Source organism: Microthrixaceae bacterium, from assembly GCA_023957975.1.
Taxonomy (GTDB): Bacteria; Actinomycetota; Acidimicrobiia; order Acidimicrobiales; family Microtrichaceae; genus JAMLGM01.
This window is the reverse complement of the sequence record JAMLGM010000002.1, coordinates 48143-65895: the sequence shown is the minus strand read 5'-3', so window position 1 is coordinate 65895 and position 17753 is coordinate 48143. Positions and strand designations below refer to the sequence as shown.

The following is a 17753-nucleotide window of genomic DNA, read 5'->3' as shown; positions in this document are numbered from 1 at the left end:
GTTCTTCACGGATTCGGCGCCTCGCAGACCCCGAGCGCCGGTTGTGGAGCCCAGGTCGGAAACACCGCGGCCGTCGACGGGAGCCCGCCGCGGACCGTGAGGATCTCCGACAGGACCGATCGGTAGTCGTTGAGCACGGTGAGGTCGTCTTCCGGGCCGTCTTGGATCTGCTCGACGAACGAGCCGTGCACTCCCCCGCGGATCCCACCCCCCATCGCGAACATGACCGAACCTCGACCGTGATCGGTGCCGCCGGTGCCGTTCTCGTCGATCGTCCGGCCGAACTCCGACACCGTGACCAGCGAGACCTCACCCATCGACGAACCGAGGTCGCGGTGAAACGCCGCAAGCCCGGCGGAAAGCTCGCCTGCGAGTCGGTCGAACCATCCGCCACCGCCCGGAGTTCCCATGTCGTCATGGGTGTCCCAACTCCCGAAGTCCACGCACGCGACCTTCAGACCGATGTTCGATCTGATGAGTTTGGCGACGTAGCCGAGCTCGCGACCGAACTTGGTCGACGGGTATTGCGCTGCGTTCTGAACGGCGAACGCCGGCGAGTCCCAATCGACCGCCTCGAGCGCATCCATCCCAGCGAAGGTGGCTCGTCCGACCGACTTGACGACATCGGTGGGCGACGAGGGCCCATACCACCGTTCCAGGACGTTTCGAGCGATCGCGACGTCGCCGAAGCCACTCACCCCGTAGGCCGCGGGGTCGTTCATCGACAGCGCCGAAACGGGACCGCTGATGCTTCGCTGCACGAGGCCACCGACCCCGACGGCGCTCAGCGCCGTGTTCCCACCGAGTGCGTCGAGGTACCGGTTGAGGAACCCCGTGTTCACGCCGAGATGGGCGGAGCCGTGCTCGATGTATCGCATCGATTCGAAATGGCTGCGGCTCGCGCTCTCGCTGGCCGGCAGTCCGGCAGCGTGAACGATCGCCAGATCGCCTGCCGCCCAGGGGCCATCGTGCAGTGCCGACATGGCGGGGTGCAGTGCGAAGGTGCCGTCGTGGTCAAACGCCGCGACGTTGCCTCCCGCACGCAGGGCCAACCCGCGCCGAGTCGGCGGGCCGACCTCGTCGGCGACGGCGATATTGGGGCGCTTGTCGTGGTAGGACGCCATCTGCCAGGGGGCCACCAGGCTGAGGCCATCGGCGCCGCCGCGGAGAAACACCAGGACGACAACGTCGCCGGCAGTGGGGTCCTGGGGCGACGCAAACGCCAGCCGTGGGCTCAGCATCGCGGCCGCCCCCACGGCGGCACCGGTGGCGAGGAACCCCCGACGGGTCAGGGTCAAAGTTGCGGTCATGTCAGCGCCTTTGGTCATGTCATCGCCTTTGGAACTGTGGGTGGGCGAAGAGGAGGCCGACGAGGAACCCGAGGCGAATCGGATCCGAGGTCACGGTGGTTGCCGGGCTGTTCGCGGCCACGCCCGTTTCAACACAGAGCGCCTCGACATCGTCCGCCGCGATGGCGAAGTTCGCGAGGTCGCGAGCGGCTGAGGTGACCAACTCCGCAACGGTGCCCGCGGTGTACGGAGCGATCAGAGCGGCGAGGTCGCACCGCACCCGATCATCGGCCTTGGTCTGAGACGTGAGCGTGTTCGTCGCGACGGCACCGCCGAGATGCCACCGCTTCAGCAGCGAGTCGCTCGTGGTCCAGTACCGGCCGACATCGGGGTAGCCATCCGGGCTCACGCGCTCGAAGATCGGCTGACCGAGGGCATCGAGTGCCGCCGCGAGGTGTTTGACCGACTTGGAGGTCGCGAGCGTCGGCATCGACGCTGCGGTCGCTCGAAGCTGAGCCACCAGCAGCTCGAACGGTCGGCGCACCTTCGAATCTCCGGACGCGGCGAACTCGGCGCTGAGGAAGATATGACGAAGCACCGGCGCGATGGCCGTGTCGTGGTCCAGATACACCTGCGCCGCACTCTGAACCAGCCCCGGCGGCGGGGCATCGCCGACGAAGCGCCGACACAGCTTGGTGGCGAGGTGACGCGCCGTCGATGGATGTCGTGCCAGCACTCCGAGCAGGGCCTCGCCATCGGCGAGACCCTGTCCATAGTTGCGTTTCGGGCGACTGAACGCCCCGTCGAGCACCGAGATCGCACTCAGGTCGTGGCCCCAGGGATTGAACTTGAAGTCGTAACGCGTCGCGGAGTCGTCCCAGTTGATCGACCACCCGCTGAGCAAGCTCGCCACGCCGCGGACGTCGGCCTCGGTGTAGGCCTGCTCGGAGTCGAGCACCCCGAGCGTGTGCAGTTCGAGGATCTCTCGGGCGTAGTTCTCGTTGACGCGCCGCTCACCGTTGACGACCACGCTGGCGACCTGATCGAGGTAGTAGAGCATCGAGGTGTCATGGGCTGAGGCCCACAACAGGTCCGAGAACTTCCCGAGCGCGTGCGGCCGAACCACGGTGCCGTGCGATCGGCTGACCAAGAAACCCGTCCAATCCTTCTGGCGCCAGACATTGAAGTGGTTGACCCAGAAGTCGACCATGACCTCGTAGAGCTGCCGTTCGGAGTACACGGCCCGCTGAAGGGTGGCGTGGTCGAGCTCCTGCAACAGCCGCTCGGCGCCGCCGTTGGTCTTCATCACGTCGTAGTTCTGGCGATGCGTGTTCGTCAGCGTGGAATAACCGACGAGGCGCGCCTCCGCGTCCGGCACTCCGCGGCCGTGGGGATCGAGTTGGTCCTCGACCCACGCTTCGACACCCCGCGTGAGGATCTGCTGTTTGAGTCCCGGCCGGACCCCGTAGGTCAACTTGTCGATGATCAACTCGACCGGCAGCGCCCCGAGGCCCGTCGCCGGCCCACCTGGGATCGTCGGCGTGGTCGTCGGCGTGGTCGTCGGTGAGCTTGGCGGCGTGGTGGTCGGCGTCGTTGCGGGCGTCGTTGTGGGGGTGGTTGCGGGGGTGATTGCGGGCGTCGTTGCGGGCGTCGTGACGACCGGATGCGTGGCCGGGGAGGTCGACGCAGGTCCGCTCGCGGGGGCCGGTGCGCCGGGCGGCTGACACGCTGTCGCCAACAGCGCCGATCCCGCCCCCACCAACAGAACCCGGCGCGAGCATGAGCCGACGTCGGGGTTCGAGGACATCTCGGGTAGGTCGATGCGGGCGACGACGTCGGTTGCGGATTCGGTGGACTCGCTCATCGCCCCACGTATCGGCGGGTACCCGGAATTCCTGTAGGCCGAAGCGCTCCCTCGCCACGAGGCCGAGCGCGATTTCCGCAATACTCCTCAAGTTGGCCACCACTGGCGTCGAAACCGTTGCCACGTCCGAATCCGCTGGGGGATCTCGGATGAGTCAGGGAACCGAGATGAAACGACCAACACCCGCGTGGCGGCTCATTGCCGTCGGCGTTGCACTGGCCACGGTCGCCGCGTGTGACACTCCGGATCAGCCATCCATTCAACCGACGTCGAGCATTGCCAATGCCGCCACTTCAACACCGCGGCCAGCGACGACGACGCCGTCGACGAAGCCGGCCCCCGTCTCGCCCGGGGTGCAGCTCAGCGTGCCCGCCACGACGACCGCGTCGTTGGTCAACAACGCGCAGCGCTGCGCTCAGGTGCGCGCCGCCGCAACCGCCAACCCGGCGCGGTTTCGCGCCACCTCGGTGTTCAATACACCCGCCGCATGCATGGAGCGGCACCCCGAGTCGGACCGCTGGTCATCGACCTGGTTCACCTTTGCCAACTACCCCGGTCGCACCGATCCGTCGCGACGCGGCGAACTCGTCATCGCCTTCGACGCCTATGGCATCCCCGTGTACTCCACCGCGGACGCCACCACCACCATCAAGGTGTACACCGCCGCCTGGTCCTATGGCCATGAGCTCGGCGGAGGCCGTTCCATTCCGTGGAATCCGAAGTGGAAGGCCGCCTCGGGCAAGGACGCGAAGCTCATCATTCTCGACCCGGCGTCGGGCAAGGAATGGACGTTGTGGGGTGTACGCAACCCGAGCAGCCTGGAATGCCTGTCGGCGGCGAACCTGCTCGACGGCTACCGGCTCGGCACCGACCTGTGCACCTACACCGCATACATCGGCCGCAACGTCGACGGCTCGATCGCCGACGCGACGAACAGCGACGGGTTCTCCCAACTCGGCGGACGGGGGATGGGCCGGCTGTTGGGTATGACCCTGCTGCCCACCCTCGACGAAATCGAACGCGGGTCGATCAACCACGCCATCAACATGGAAACCTACGCCACCATGTTCGGACCCGGTTGCACCGCGGAACAGATCTCCGCGGGTCAAGCGGGATCCAAATGCGGCTATGCCGTCGCCCCGGCCACGAAACTCGAATGGACCGACACGGTCCTCAAGTGCGGTTCCTCCACGATGGCCTACACCGACGAGTCCCGAGCGTTGACCGTGCCCGAGGGGATGCGATTCGTGCTCAACAAGACCGACGCACAGATCGACGCCTGGCTCGACGCACAGGGCTATGTCGGCCAGCGGCGCTCGACGGCACGGATCTTCGCGGTGGCGTTGCGCGACTACGGCTGGATCATCTCGGGCACCTCGTGCAGCCGGTCCTCGATGGCCGTGGAAGGGATCGCAAATCCCACCGCCCGCGAACGCTGGGAACGCCTCGGCATGACCGATCCCACCAAGAACGACACGGCCCTGCTCAACGGGCTGATCACCTCCGCCAACGACGTCGTGGTGCTGCGCCCGAACCACGACACGTTGCTGACCGCGGTCCGTTGATCTGCAAAGGATCGTCACCAGCACTCAAGGCCGCTGTATTCGTGCCGATATCGGTTAGGTGTTTCGACACTCGCGCCAGACCCAACGACCAATCGAAGACACGCTTCGCGGCCTCCCGTCGGGCTTCGTCGTCTACGTGGTCGAGGGCACCTATGTCGTGGTCGGCACCACCGGAGTGTTCGTGATCGCCGAAAACTCGATCGACCTGCACGCCGCAGCCGCAGCCGCAGCGATCGGGGCCCATCGCCTGAGAAGCGAGTTGGCCGATGCGTTGCCCTTCGTTCCGTTCGTCGACGCGATCGCGGTCGGGTCGTGCGCCACGCCGAGTGACCTGCCGGCGCTGATCGTGCCGCACGACATGGTCGAATCGACCATCGTCGGTGGCCCGACGGTGATCGACTGGTCGACCTTGGAATCACTTCAACACCTTTCGTATCCCGTGTTGTATTGATCGCTCGGCCTCGGATGCCCTGACCGGCGCGAGGGTGGTGCAGCGGCGCCCGGATACCTCGCTGACAGTGGTCGGTCGTAGTGTGAAGAAGCGATGCCGACCTCCACCGATTCCTCCGTCTCCACCTCCTCTGCTGGCTCCGCCGCCTCCTTTGCTGGCTCCGCCGCCTCCACCGACGGCGTCACCTGCTCGTATCTTCGGCTCGGCGGTCGCGGGCCTCGCGTCTTGTTGGTTCACGCGACCGGGTTCTGCGCAACCGTATGGCGCCCGTTCGCCGAAGCCCTCTCCGACCGCTTCGAGTGTTGGGCGCTCGACGTGCGGTCCCACGGCCTCTCCACCACCGCCGAGGACGGTCGCTTCGAGTGGGAAGCCACCGGCCATGACGTGTTGGCGGTCATCGAGGCCATCGACGAGCGCGAGGGGCCAAGTCCATCCGGCTGGCGTGGCGTGGGCCACTCGATGGGGGCAGCGGCGCTGTTGCTCGCCGAGCAGTACCGGCCCGGCACCTTCGAAGCCATGTGGCTGTACGAGCCGATCGTGTTTGCGACGTCGTTGCGAGCGCAGTTCCCCGAGGTCACCGACAACCCCTTGGCCCAAGGGGCCGAACGCCGGCGCGAAACGTTCGATACACGGCAGGCGGCGCTCGACAATTTCACCTCCAAAGCCCCGATGAATGTCTTCGCTCCCGGGGTCGTCGAGGGATACCTCGAGCGCGGATTCGTTCCGGTCGACCCCGCCGACCCCAGCGGCGCACTCACCCTTGCCTGCGACCGCGACATCGAGGCCCAGATCTACCGCAGCGGACACCTCCACCACGCCTGGGAAGGGCTCGGGTCGGTGCACTGTCCGGTGATGGTGGCCGGCGGGCCGCCCGACAGCGACGGACCAGCGGCGCTGGCGTCGATGATCGCCGAGGAACTTCCCGCGGGCAGATGGTCCCGCCACGACGAACTCGCCCATTTCGGGCCGTTCGAAGCCCCCGCGGCGACCGCCGCTGAAGCCGCCGCGTTCTTCGGCGAAGAAGTCCCTCGATGAGCCTGCCGCTGCCCTCGTCGTTGTCGCCCTCCAAGGTGTCAGCGTTCACCGATTGCGCGCTCGCGTTCCGCTTCTCCGCCATCGACAAGGTGCCCGAAGCCCCAAGCGCGCCCGCGGTGAAGGGCAACCTCGTGCACCGGGCACTCGAGCTGTTGTTTCTGGCCAAACCCGACGAGCGCACCAAGGCGTTCGCACACGCATGCCTCGCGACGGCGTGGGGCGAGTACGCCTCCGATGAGCGATTCCTCGGCCTGGGCCTCGACGAGGCGGCCGCGGCCGCGTTCCTGGCAGACGCCGAAGCGATGGTCGAGCGGTACTTCACCCTCGAAGACCCGACCGCGTTCGACCCGATCGGCGTCGAATTGCTCCTGTCGATCGAACTCGACGACCTGTTACTGCGCGGCATCATCGACCGCCTCGACCTGTTGCCCAACGGCGACCTCGTCGTCACCGACTACAAGACCGGCAGGGCCCCGACCGAACGCCAGGAGGCCTCCAAACTGGTCGGAGTGCAGTTCTATGCGCTGCTGTGCGAACGCCTCTTCGGCAAACGACCGGCCAAGGTTCAACTCATCTACCTCGGAGCGAACCCCCAGATCATCGTGGCGACGCCGAGCGAGCAGTCGACTCGCGCGGTCGAACGGAAGGTGGGAGCGATCTGGAGCGCCGTCAAACGCTCCTGTGAGTCCGAGGACTTTCGACCGAAGCAATCCCCGTTGTGCTCCTGGTGTTCGTTTCAGCAGTTCTGTCCGGCCTTCGGTGGCGACCCCGATGCAGCGAAGACCGTTACCTTGGACTCGACGTTGGCCGCCCCGTTGGCCCCCTGACCTCGTGAACCTGGTGAGACGATGACGAACGCAACCCACCCGGCAACCCCTGGACCGCTTGGGCACCTGCTGGATAATCGTGCGATCGAGCACTTCGACGAGGTCGTCGAACGCGGCGCCGAAGCGTTGCGCGGTCGGGGGCCCGCCGACCGGCTGTTCTACGGACTCTCAATGGTCGGCGACCACGGCACCGTGTGGCACGTGATCGGCGCCGGCCGGGTTGCGCTCGGACAAGAGTCACTCTCGACCGCGCTCAACCGGTCGATCGCGCTCGGTCTCGAAGCGCTCGTGTTGAACGGACCGATCAAGTGGCTCTTTCGTCGAAGCCGACCGGTGGTCGACGGCGACCGTCCACTTCACCTGCGAACCCCGAGAACCTCGAGCTTTCCGAGCGGCCACTCATCGTCGGGCATCTTCTCGGCGATGCTGCTCGCCCGCACGACTCGGGTGAAGTGGCCCTGGTACGTCCTGGGTGCCGCCATCGGGTGGAGCCGCGTTCACGTTCGGATCCATCATCCGTCCGACGTCGTGGGCGGCTATCTCGCCGGCTGGGCGCTCGGTCGAATCGCCGTCAGGATACTCGATGCGCTCGATGCGGCTGAACGCTGATGGCTGAACGCTGACCACCGAGCCGCCTGGCGATTGAACACCCGGCGGCCTGGCGACGCGCCGATAGGCACCTTCCCCATCGGCGGCCCTGAGCGGGACGATCGCCGGAAGGGCCGATAGCCTGACCTGCATGGAGGCTCCTGCCGACGAACACCAGATGAGCGACTTCGAGGCACTCATGTGGAACCTGGAGAAGGATCCGCGCCTGTCGTCGAACATGGGCAACCTCAACATCTTCGATCGCTGCCCCGATGTCGACCGGCTTCGGGCGACGCTCGAGCGGGCCACGGTCGTGTTTCCCCGCCTGCGCCAACGGGTCGCTCCCGTATTCGGGCGCCTGGCGCCGCCGCGGTGGGAACTCGACCCCGACTTCGACATCGATCACCACTTCAAGGTGATATCGCTCGGGGGTCGGGGGACGCGCCGCGACCTCGACGACTACGTCGCCCGGTCGATCATGACCCCCTTCGACCGCCGCCGTCCGCTGTGGGAGTTCGTGCTGATCGAAGGACTTCGGGGCGGCAAAGCCGCGATGGTCCAACGGCTCCACCACACCATCACCGACGGCCAAGGTGGCCTGCGGCTGTCTCTGGAGTTTCTCGACTTCGAACGCGATGCCCCTCAACGCGAACCGGTCGAGGCTCCGGTTGTGCATCACCACGACCCCTCGTTGGTCGACAGCGTGACCGATGCCGTCGGCCATGTCGCGCGGCGCCAACTCGGCATCGTCCGGAGGGCGGCGAGCGAGGCCGCCTCGGGCCTTCGCCACAGCGCAACCCATCCCGCCTCGATCGCCGATCAGGCCTCCCGAACCGTCGAGTTCATCGGGTCGACCATGCGCCAGGTCAACGTCGGCGATCACCCTCTCAGCCCCTTGTGGGTCGACCGATCGTTGAGCCGTGCCTTTCGGCGCCTCGACGTTCGCCTTGAACGCATGCGCAGCGCGGCCAACCGCTTCGAGGTCTCCATCAACGACATGTTCGTCGCCGGAGCGCTACTCGGCGCTGCCGACTACCACCGCAGCGCCGGGACGCCCGCCGAGCGACTGCGGATGGCGATGCCCGTGAGCCATCGCACCGACAAGTCGGTCGGCGGCAACCTGTTCGCCCCGACCCAATCGACCCTCCCCGCGACGGTCACGACACCGGCTGAGGCGATCGCGGCGGTGCACGAGGTCCTGCAGCGCACGAAATCGGAGTCGGCGACCGCAGCGATGGCCTCATTCGCCGGGGCCATCAACCTCTTGCCGACCTCGGTGGTGACGTCGATGGGGTTTCGAATCGCGTCGACGGTCGACTTCGTCACCTCGAACCTGCGGGCCGCGCCGTTCGACACGTTCATGGCCGGCGCCCTGGTGGAGTCGAGCTACCCGGTCGGCCCGCTCGCCGGATCGGCGTTCAACCTCACCACGATGTCTTTTCGGGGGGTGCTCGACATGGGCTTGTTCGTCGACACCGCAGCGGTGGCCGATGTCGACCTGCTCGCTGCGAGCCTCGCCGACGCCTACAAGCGCATCGCGACCGCCAAGCCTGTTCTCCGATAACCAGTGGTCGTGATCACGACCACTGGTTATCGGAGAACAGGCCGGCCGAGTCGGTTCCGGGTCGGTTCCGGGTCGGTTCCGGGTCAGTTCTGAACCGTGAGGACATCGACGCGGGTGAGCAGGCTGCGGACGTCGAGGAGCAGGTCGGCGATCTCTGAGGACGATACGAGCGAACGCTCCGCGATGTCACCGAGCCCACGGTCGATCATCGCCACGGCTTCGTTGATGGTCTCGGACTCTTGAACCTCGGTCATCGTGCACCTCCACGGAGCATTGGAGCATTGGATCGGTCACCAGCTTATGCCTCGGCCCTCGCGGGGCTGGCGCCATTTCGACGAGACGGCTGACGGAGTTCACAGTCGCCGAGATCCGAGCCGTTCACCAGAGTCCGATGACCCTTTCGCCACCCCCGATGATCCACCCCGACAGTAGGGTGAGCGCCATGACGGACCGAATCGGCGTAACCCTGGCCAGCCTGATGACTCAGCCGCCGATGACGTGGCGCGGCACCGCGACGATGGCCGACGAATTGGGGTACGACTCGATCTGGACCGCCGAAACCACTGGCCCCGAGGCCTTCTCACTGCTCGGCTCGCTCGGCACCCAGTTCCCCCGTCTCTCCCTCGGCACCGGCGTCTTGGCCCTGCAACTTCGCACCCCACAGGTCGTGGCCATGGGGGCCGCAACGCTCGCAGCACTGAATCCCGACATCGACGTCCTGGTCGGGGTGGGGATCTCCTCGCCCGTTGTCGTCGGCCGTTGGCACGGTGCCGACTACGGGCCCCGACCGCTCGCCCAGGTACGCGAATACCTGACCCTGGTTCGGCAGTGCCTGAGCGGCGAGGTCGTGAACTTCGACGGCGACTTCTATTCGGCGCGCAAGTTCCGGCTGTCGATCAACTCGCCGACCACGCCCGGCTCCGACCGTGGGCCGAAGCTCGTACTCGGTGCGCTCAACACCAAGATGCTGCACCTGGCGGGCGAACTCGCCGACGGCGTGCTCCTCAACTACCTGCCGGCGAGCGCGGTGCGGTGGTGTGTCGAACAGGTCCGCGCCGGCGAGCTCGCGGCCGGACGCGAACCCGGAAGTTGCACCGTTCATGCCTACGTTCACGTCGGGGTGACCAACCCCGAGGCCGCCCGGATTCCCGGCCAACGCGACCTGTTCAGCTACATCGTCGTCGACTCCTACGCCAAGGCCTTCGCCCGGGCAGGGTTCGAAGCCGAGGTTCAGGCGGTACGCGAAGCACACGCTGCCGGCGATCGCGATGCCGCGCTCGCCGCCGTTTCCGATGAGATGATCGGCGCCATCGACATCTGCGGCGATGCCGACCATGTCCGCGACGCCGTGGACGCCTACCGACGCAGTGGCGTCGACAACCCCGTCATCATGCCGCTTCCGTGGTCCCTCGACCGCAGCATGAACCGCCAACGCATCGTCCACGACACGCTTCGAGCCTCGATCGGGCACTGATGCGGATCCGAAACTCGATCGTCGTCGTCACCGGTGCGGCCTCGGGAATCGGCAAGGCGCTCGCCGATCGCTTCGAGGCCGAAGGCGCCAAGACGGTCGTTCGCGCCGACATCAACGTCGGCGACCCTGGCAGCGGCGACCCTGGCAGCGGCGACGTTCGGGAACCTTCGATCCGCTACCTCGACGTGAGCGATGCCGATGCCGTCGAGGCGCTCATAGGCGACGTCGTCGACGAGTTCGGTCGACTCGACCTGTACTGCTCCAACGCCGGGATCGGCACCGGCATGGGCATCGACGCCACCGACGACCTGTGGCATCGGATGTTCGACGTCAACGTCATGGGCACCGTCAACGCGGCTCGGGCCTTCCTTCCCGTCGTGCGTAGCCAGGGCCACGGCCACTTGCTCGTGACCGCGTCGGCGGCCGGATTGCTCACCAACCTCGGCGACGCCGCCTACAGCGCCACCAAACACGCTGCGGTGGGCCTCGCCGAATGGTTGTCGATCACGCATGCAGACGAGGGGTTGACGGTTTCGTGCCTGTGCCCACAGGGGGTCAACACCCCGCTGGTGACCGGCGGCATCGGCGGCCCAGGTGGTGCGACCCTCGCCACCGACGTGGTGAAACTCATGGGCCTCATCGAGCCTGACGACGTCGCCGACGCCGTCGTGGAGGGACTAGCGGAGGACCGATTCCTGATCCTGCCCCACCCCGAGGTTGCGGACTATGTGCGCACCAAGGCCGACAACGTCGACCGATGGCTCGATGCAATGCGCAAGCTGCAACGCCGCCTTCTCGCCACATGAGTCGGGCTTCGCGTGACAGCGCCCAGCGTGACAACCCCTCGGACAACGCCTCAGTCGAGGGCGCGGACCTCGCCGACATCCTCGCCGGCGGGCCTCGCACGGAGGTGCCGATCGAACTCTGGCGACTTCGTGCGGCGACACCCGTTGGGCACCGATTCCACGTCCCCGCCGACGTCGCCCAACGGTGGCCTACCGACCTGCTCGCGGCAACCCTCGAAGGAGGGGCGTTCAACCCGTCCGAGGGCGTCTACGTGCGCGCTCGGACACTCGCCGATCTCGTCGGTGCCGACCTCAGAGTGCTCATCGTCGGCCTCAACCCGAGCCTCGTCGCCGCGGATGCGGGAGTGGGATTCGCCGGAGCGACCAATCGGTTCTGGCCCGCGGCGCTCGACGCCGGCCTCGTGAGTGTCGACCGGGACCCGCTGCACGCCTTCGAGCATCACCGCATCGGCATGAGCGACCTGGTGAAACGGGCGACGGTCTCCGCCAAGGAACTGTCGACAGCGCAATACCGCCACGGAATCCGTCGACTCGAAACCACGGTGCGGTGGCTACGCCCTCGCGCCGTATGCGTGGTCGGGATCACCGGCTGGCGTGCGGCCCGGGACCGATCGGCGACCATCGGCTGGCAAGACGAGGGGTTCGGCACCACGCCCGTCTATGTCATGCCCAACCCCTCGGGGCTCAACGCACACGTCAGCCGCGCCGAACTCGCCGAACACTTCCATACCGTCGCCTCCGCCACCCACCGCGCCTGAACGACGACGACTTCCGCGCTCTGCCCTCAGCGCGGCGCCAGATCCCGAATCGCTTGCCGTTCGTCGATACCGAAGTTCAGGATCGCCAGCACCGTGGTGTCGACCCCCGCCTCGACATAGCGGCCGATGTGTTCGCGGCACGCCTCGGGGCTGCCCCACACGACAAGCTCGTCGACGAGTTCATCCGGGATCGCCGCCACCGCCGCAGCTCGATCTCCTTCGCGCCAGTGCTTCCACATCGGAGCCAGCATCTCGCCACGTCCGAGCCATTCGTGAAACGCCGCGTACACCGCAACGTTGAGATACGCGGCGATCGCGAACTTCGAGTAGTTCATGACCAATTCCCGATCGGTCGAGGGAACGACGAAGATCCTGGCCGCTATCTCCTTATGGGAACCGTCCGGAGACGCCTCCTGCACGATGGGAGCCACCTGACGGACGTCGTTCGCACTCAGCCAGTTGATGATGGCGCCGTCGCCTTCACGCCCGGCGAGACGCAGCATCCCCTCCCGCAATGCAGCGACGAGGATCGGCACCTTCGTATCGAGTCCCTTGATCTTGAGCCGGAACCCGTGACTCGACAGGTTCGACCCGTCGAAGTCCGTCTTTTCGCCGGCCAACGTCGGTCGCAGGAACCGCACGGTGTCTCGCACCCGTCGATACGGGTCTTCGAATGGCACGCCGTTCCAACGTTCGACGATGACGTTCGATGAGGCACCGACCCCGAACGCGACACGACCCGGAGCCACCGCCGCCAACGTCGCAATCTGCTGGGCGAGCACACCCGGTGCCCGCGTGTAGGCCGGCACGATGGCGGTGCCGAGCCGCAACGTCGGCGCCCACTGAGACGCCAGGACCAGTGGAGTGAAGGCATCGGTGGCGTCCGCCTCCGCGGACCACACGTCGGTGTATCCGAGCTGTTCGACCTCGGCGATCCAATCGCGTTGTTCGGCGAGCGGGACACTGTCGAAGGGAATGGTGATGCCGTGGCGCTGCATGTGCGGACGCTATCGCGCGATGCCGCGGCGATGAGCGGCGGACGCTCAGTCCGACGGCGGCAGGCGCTCAGTCCGAGGGCGGCAGGCGCTCAGTCCGAAGGCGGCAGGCGCTCAGTCCGACGGCGGCCGGCGACGGTCGGCCTTGATCGCCGAACGGCGCTTCTTGCCCTCGAGACGGCGCATCTGGGAGCCCCGCGTCGGCTTGGTCGCCACCCGCGACCGCTCCACGACCAGACCACGACGCAGATGCTGCTCAAGCTTCGCGAGCGCGACGCGACGGTTCTGATACTGAGAGCGGTGCTCGCTCGCGACCACCACGAGGGTGTGGCCATAGCGCTTGAGGAGCCGGTGACGGACCGTGTCGTTGGCCAGGACCGTCCTCAGGTCGACGGACAACTCGACGCGGGTGTTGGAGGTGTTGACATGCTGGCCGCCGGGGCCGCCGGACGCGCTGAAGCGCCACGTCATCTCCGACGCGCTGACGCGCACGGCACGTCCGATGATCAGGTCCTCGCCGGGTTCGGCCACGACGTCATGTTACGAGCGACATCACACGACGCGGTTGGCAATATCTGTGCCGTCGCGCACCGCCAGCGCCGCGGCCACCCCCAGATCGAGCGACCGCTCCAAGGTCTCCCAGGTCAGCCACGCGATGTGCGGGGTCACGACGACACCGGGGTGTCTCGCGATCGACGGGGTGGCATCCCACGGCTCGGGATCGAACGTGTCGAGACCCGCACCGGCGAGATCGCCCCGGGCGAGCGCCGCGTCGAGCGCAGCAAGGTCGACCAGCCCACCTCGAGCGGTGTTGATGAGCACCGCTGAGGGCTTCATCCGGGCGATGCGGCGCACATCGAGCAACCGTTCGGTGTCCGCGTCGAGTGGAACATGCAGGCTCACGATGTCGGCGTGTGCCAACAGGTCCTCGAGCGGCCGCCAGCCGGCGCGGTCGTCGCGCCGGCTGTGGTGATACACCGTCGCCCCGAACCCCTCGAGGATCTGAGCGAAACGCTGCGCGATGGCGCCATAGCCGATCAGGCCCACGACCGAACCGGACAGCTCACGACACCCCTCCCCCAACGCTGCATCGATCGGCCACCCGGCCCCGGCACTGGTGCGTTCGTGATAGCGCGGCAGCCGTCGCAATACCGCCAACGTCAACAGGGTGGCGTGCTCCGCCACCGCCGACGCGTTCGACCCGGGCATGTTGGCCACGGCGACCCCACGTTTCGCCGCCGAATCCAGGTCGATGGTGTTCAGCCCCACGCCCCACTTGTGGATCAACCGCAACCGCGGCGCCCGAGCGAGGTGTTCGTCGGTGATCGGTGTCAGGACGTGCCACCACAGCGTCATCTCCCCCAACACCGACTCCAGATGCCGATCGTCGCCCGGTGCCACGACCTCGATGCGCCAACCGTGTTGTGCCTCGACTTCGGCGAAACGACGGCGCTGGGCCGGTCCGGCCTCGCCGTGATACACGATCAGCATCGTCACCCGGCCGAGCCGCCGGTTCCAAGACCGTCGTTGCGGTCGATGGATGGGCCTTCGTCGCGGGCGCCGGGTCGCCGCAACAGCGTCGACCCACGGTTCAACAACGATGTCACGCTCGCGAGCGCGTCGTTGCCCGGCAACGTCGACGAGGGCGAACGGGGATCCGAGGCCACCGCGATGGCGGCGAGCACCCCTCCGAGGTTGGTCGTGGTCTCACGCACCGCGAGCCGTCGTCCGATGGCGATCGCCGCCGCGAGGCCGATCGAGGCGGGGATACCCACCAGCGCCGGTTCCGATCCGGACAGTGTGAACCCGACACTCGTGAGCGACCCGATGCCGGCGATCGAGCCGACCCCGACGGCGGCCGCGCGCTGGCCCATGGTGCGGTCGACGACGAATGCCACGAGGCACTCGTCCGCTTCGAGCGGCTCTATGAGGACCCGCAGCCGATCGACTCCCGATTCGAGCAACTCCCGCCCGCTCACCGAACGCGCCGCTCGTTGCAGGGATGCGACCGGGTCGCTCCGGCGCCGGTATTCCGCACCGGTCGCACGCATCGCGACCTTTCGGAACCCGCCGTGTCGACGCAACCAGGCATCGACCTGTTGCTCGGCAGCTTCACTCGAGGCTGCGAACGGGTGCGCTGCGAGCACCAGGCCCGGGCCGACGAGCCTGTCGGCGATCGTCGGTTCGCCTCCGAGCAGCCCGACGCGCTCCTCCGCCGCCGCTCGACGGACCGCGGTGACGTCGATTCCCAGCTCCGCTGCGGCCTCTGCGAGGGCCGACTCGTTCAATCGATGCGGGGCGTCCGCACCCGCATCGTCGTCGAGCTCGATCGCTCGACGTATCACACGCTCAGCCGCGTCCCGATCAAAGCTGCTGGCAGCCATGCTGAGATGGTACGCGAGCTTCACTGTCAGGGGTCGCTGGCACCATGAGACACATGACAGCCCAACTCGCACTTCTCGATTCCACACCGTCGTGGCGAATCTCCGAGGAGACTCGCCGTGTTGGCCGCACAGGTCTCGCCGAGGCACGTGCAGCGCTTCACAGCGTGCCCCGTCGGGTCTACGACGATCACCACCTCGCCCCGACGCCGGTCATCACCTCGCCGTCGCCCGCACCCGATCTGCATCGACCCGCCGCCTGACGACAACTCCGGCCCGCCACCCGATGTCGCTCGCCGCCGCCCGGTGTCGCCGCGTATGCCTAGGATCGACCCCATGTCCGACGTAGTGATCATCGACGCAGTCCGCACCCCTATTGGCCGGCGCAACGGCGGATTGGCCACGGTCCACCCCACCGATCTCCTCGCCACCACGCTCAAGGCGCTCGTTGAACGCAACGGTATCGACCCACTCGAGGTCGGCCAGGTCGTCGGCGGCTGCGTCAGCCAGGTCGGCGAACAGAGCTTCAACGTGACGCGCACCGCATGGCTCACCGCCGGGCTCCCCCAGGAGGTGGCGGCCACCACGGTCGACACCCAGTGTGGGTCTTCCCAACAGGCCACCAACCTGGCCAGTGCTCTCGTCGCAGGCGGCGTCGTCGATGTCGCCATCGCCTGCGGGGTCGAGGCCATGAGCCGCGTGCCGATCGGTTCGAACTCCAACAAAGCCCTCGGCCTCGGGGTGCCCATCCCCAAGTCGTACTTCCCCCAGTACGAGTTCGTCTCACAGTTCGAAGGCGCCGAGCGCATCGCCGACAAATGGGGAATCACCCGTGCCGATGCCGATGCGTTCGGGGTCGAGTCGCAACGACGGGCCGCGCTCGCCTGGAACGAGGGCCGCTTCGACACACAGGTCATCGAAATCGATGCCCCCGACGTCGGCGACGGTGGCGAAGCGCTCGGCACCACCCATCGGGTCTCGCGCGACGAGGGGCTCCGCGAAACCACGCTCGAGAAGTTGTCGGGCCTCAAGGCCGTCGCCCGCGACAACGGCGTACACACCGCCGGCACCGCCAGCCAGATCTCCGACGGAGCCGCAGCCGTGCTCATCATGAGCGCCACCAAGGCCGCGGAACTCGGGTTGACCGCACGAGCGCGAATCGTCGACACCGCTCTCGTCGGCGTCGATCCGGTGATGATGTTGACCGGGCCGATCGACGTCACCCGCCACCTGTTCAACCGGACGGCCATGACCATGTCCGACATCGACCTCACCGAGATCAATGAAGCGTTCGCTTCCGTCGCGCTGGCGTGGATGAAAGAATTCGACGCCGACCCGGCGACCACCAACCCGAACGGCGGGGCCATTGCGCTGGGGCACCCGCTCGGAGCCACGGGGGCGTTCCTCATGACCAAGGCGCTCAACGAACTCGAGCGCACGGACGGCACCAATGCCCTCATCACCATGTGCTGCGGCGGTGGCCTCGGCACGGGAACCATCATCTCCCGGCTCTGACGAAGCGACGGATACGAAACCGTCGCGGTCCGCGTCGAACGTGACCGCCGGCTCGGCGAGGGCGAAGGCCTCCCTCATCGCCATCGTCGCGCTCGTCGCCGGGTTCGCCGGGTTCGCCGCGGCGTTGGCGGGGTGCACCGGTCGCGACGGACCCGTTCACGGCGTGCTCGAGGCGAACGCCGTGGTGGTGCGACACGTCGATGGCGACACCCTCGTCGCCCGGATCGGACCGGACGAGGAGAAGGTTCGCCTCATCGGCATCGACACCCCCGAGACCGTCGATCCACGCCAGCCGGTGCAATGCTTCGGCAAAGAGGCCTCGCGTCACCTCGCAGAGCTCGTTCCGGAGGGAACCTCGCTTCGCCTCGAAGTCGACGAGGAGCCTCGCGATCGATACGGCCGGCTTCTGGTGTACGTATATCGAGCTTCAGACGGACTCTTCGTCAACCTCGACATGGTTGAACAGGGCTACGCAAACACGCTGAGTATCGCCCCGAACCTGACCCATCGCGACCGTTTCAGTGAGGCCGAACGCACGGCGCGCACCGAGGGGCGTGGGCTCTGGTCGAACTGCCCGGCCGACGGCTGAGGCGCGGGCTCGGCACATCGACCGGGGCGCCGACCGGAGCACCGACCGGAGC

At 67.2% G+C, this 17753-nt stretch carries 19 protein-coding genes; 12 read left to right on the top strand and 7 right to left on the bottom strand.

Annotated elements, in window-relative coordinates; genetic code table 11:
- Positions 1 to 5: 5 nt before the first annotated feature.
- Positions 6 to 1310, bottom strand: a complete 1305-nt coding sequence (locus M9952_03075; protein MCO5311900.1) for a DUF1501 domain-containing protein — start codon at positions 1308 to 1310, stop codon at positions 6 to 8.
- Between the two features lie 19 nt (positions 1311 to 1329).
- Positions 1330 to 3153, bottom strand: a complete 1824-nt coding sequence (locus M9952_03070; GenBank protein MCO5311899.1) for a DUF1800 domain-containing protein — start codon at positions 3151 to 3153, stop codon at positions 1330 to 1332.
- A gap of 149 nt (positions 3154 to 3302) precedes the next feature.
- On the opposite strand from M9952_03070, the gene M9952_03065 reads away from it, so the two are divergent.
- The 6 genes from M9952_03065 (at position 3303) to M9952_03040 (ending at position 9183) form a co-directional block, all read left to right on the top strand.
- A complete protein-coding gene (locus tag M9952_03065; protein ID MCO5311898.1) occupies positions 3303 to 4718 on the top strand; it encodes a hypothetical protein in 1416 nt (471 codons plus the stop codon).
- A 58-nt stretch (positions 4719 to 4776) separates the two neighbouring features.
- Entirely contained in the window at positions 4777 to 5169 is a 393-nt protein-coding gene (locus M9952_03060; protein ID MCO5311897.1) for a hypothetical protein, read from the top strand.
- A gap of 93 nt (positions 5170 to 5262) precedes the next feature.
- Positions 5263 to 6204, top strand: coding sequence for an alpha/beta hydrolase (locus tag M9952_03055; protein MCO5311896.1), 942 nt, complete (start codon positions 5263 to 5265; stop codon positions 6202 to 6204).
- Positions 6201 to 7031: a PD-(D/E)XK nuclease family protein gene (locus M9952_03050; GenBank protein MCO5311895.1), complete on the top strand. Its 831-nt coding sequence runs from the start codon at positions 6201 to 6203 to the stop codon at positions 7029 to 7031. The genes M9952_03055 and M9952_03050 overlap by 4 nt, the downstream gene beginning before the upstream one ends.
- A 21-nt stretch (positions 7032 to 7052) precedes the next feature.
- Positions 7053 to 7640: a phosphatase PAP2 family protein gene (locus tag M9952_03045; protein MCO5311894.1), complete on the top strand. Its 588-nt coding sequence runs from the start codon at positions 7053 to 7055 to the stop codon at positions 7638 to 7640.
- A 130-nt stretch (positions 7641 to 7770) separates the two neighbouring features.
- Positions 7771 to 9183: a WS/DGAT domain-containing protein gene (locus M9952_03040; GenBank protein MCO5311893.1), complete on the top strand. Its 1413-nt coding sequence runs from the start codon at positions 7771 to 7773 to the stop codon at positions 9181 to 9183.
- Between the two features lie 83 nt (positions 9184 to 9266).
- On the opposite strand, the gene M9952_03035 is transcribed toward M9952_03040, so the two are convergent.
- The gene (locus M9952_03035; GenBank protein MCO5311892.1) at positions 9267 to 9437 is read right to left on the bottom strand and encodes a hypothetical protein; all 171 of its coding nucleotides are present in this window, start codon (positions 9435 to 9437) and stop codon (positions 9267 to 9269) included.
- 188 nt (positions 9438 to 9625) lie between these two features.
- Between M9952_03035 and M9952_03030 the strand changes: the two genes are divergently transcribed.
- The 3 genes from M9952_03030 to M9952_03020 are packed head-to-tail and all read left to right on the top strand — an operon-like array spanning position 9626 to position 12221.
- Positions 9626 to 10657, top strand: coding sequence for an LLM class F420-dependent oxidoreductase (locus M9952_03030; GenBank protein MCO5311891.1), 1032 nt, complete (start codon positions 9626 to 9628; stop codon positions 10655 to 10657).
- Entirely contained in the window at positions 10657 to 11463 is an 807-nt protein-coding gene (locus M9952_03025) for an SDR family oxidoreductase (protein ID MCO5311890.1), read from the top strand. Before M9952_03030 ends, M9952_03025 begins: the two co-directional genes overlap by 1 nt.
- Positions 11460 to 12221, top strand: coding sequence for a mismatch-specific DNA-glycosylase (locus tag M9952_03020; GenBank protein MCO5311889.1), 762 nt, complete (start codon positions 11460 to 11462; stop codon positions 12219 to 12221). The genes M9952_03025 and M9952_03020 overlap by 4 nt, the downstream gene beginning before the upstream one ends.
- A 26-nt stretch (positions 12222 to 12247) precedes the next feature.
- Here the strand turns inward: M9952_03020 and M9952_03015 are convergent, their stop codons facing one another.
- The 4 genes from M9952_03015 to M9952_03000 form a co-directional block, all read right to left on the bottom strand.
- Entirely contained in the window at positions 12248 to 13219 is a 972-nt protein-coding gene (locus M9952_03015) for an LLM class F420-dependent oxidoreductase (protein ID MCO5311888.1), read from the bottom strand.
- A 111-nt stretch (positions 13220 to 13330) separates the two neighbouring features.
- On the bottom strand, positions 13331 to 13747 hold the full coding sequence (gene arfB / locus M9952_03010) for an aminoacyl-tRNA hydrolase (protein MCO5311887.1): 417 nt from the start codon (positions 13745 to 13747) through the stop codon (positions 13331 to 13333).
- A gap of 21 nt (positions 13748 to 13768) precedes the next feature.
- Positions 13769 to 14707 carry a hypothetical protein gene (locus M9952_03005; GenBank protein ID MCO5311886.1) on the bottom strand — a complete coding sequence of 313 codons (939 nt, stop codon included), beginning with the start codon at positions 14705 to 14707 and terminating at the stop codon, positions 13769 to 13771.
- A gap of 2 nt (positions 14708 to 14709) precedes the next feature.
- Entirely contained in the window at positions 14710 to 15600 is an 891-nt protein-coding gene (locus M9952_03000) for a hypothetical protein (protein MCO5311885.1), read from the bottom strand.
- Positions 15601 to 15653: 53 nt separating this feature from the next.
- On the opposite strand from M9952_03000, the gene M9952_02995 reads away from it, so the two are divergent.
- From M9952_02995 to M9952_02985, 3 genes are all read left to right on the top strand, one after another.
- Complete coding sequence (locus tag M9952_02995) at positions 15654 to 15860, top strand: hypothetical protein (protein MCO5311884.1); 207 nt, start codon at positions 15654 to 15656, stop codon at positions 15858 to 15860.
- A 73-nt stretch (positions 15861 to 15933) separates the two neighbouring features.
- A complete protein-coding gene (locus M9952_02990) occupies positions 15934 to 17112 on the top strand; it encodes a steroid 3-ketoacyl-CoA thiolase (protein MCO5311883.1) in 1179 nt (392 codons plus the stop codon).
- A 40-nt stretch (positions 17113 to 17152) separates the two neighbouring features.
- Entirely contained in the window at positions 17153 to 17701 is a 549-nt protein-coding gene (locus M9952_02985; GenBank protein ID MCO5311882.1) for a thermonuclease family protein, read from the top strand.
- Positions 17702 to 17753: the final 52 nt, after the last annotated feature.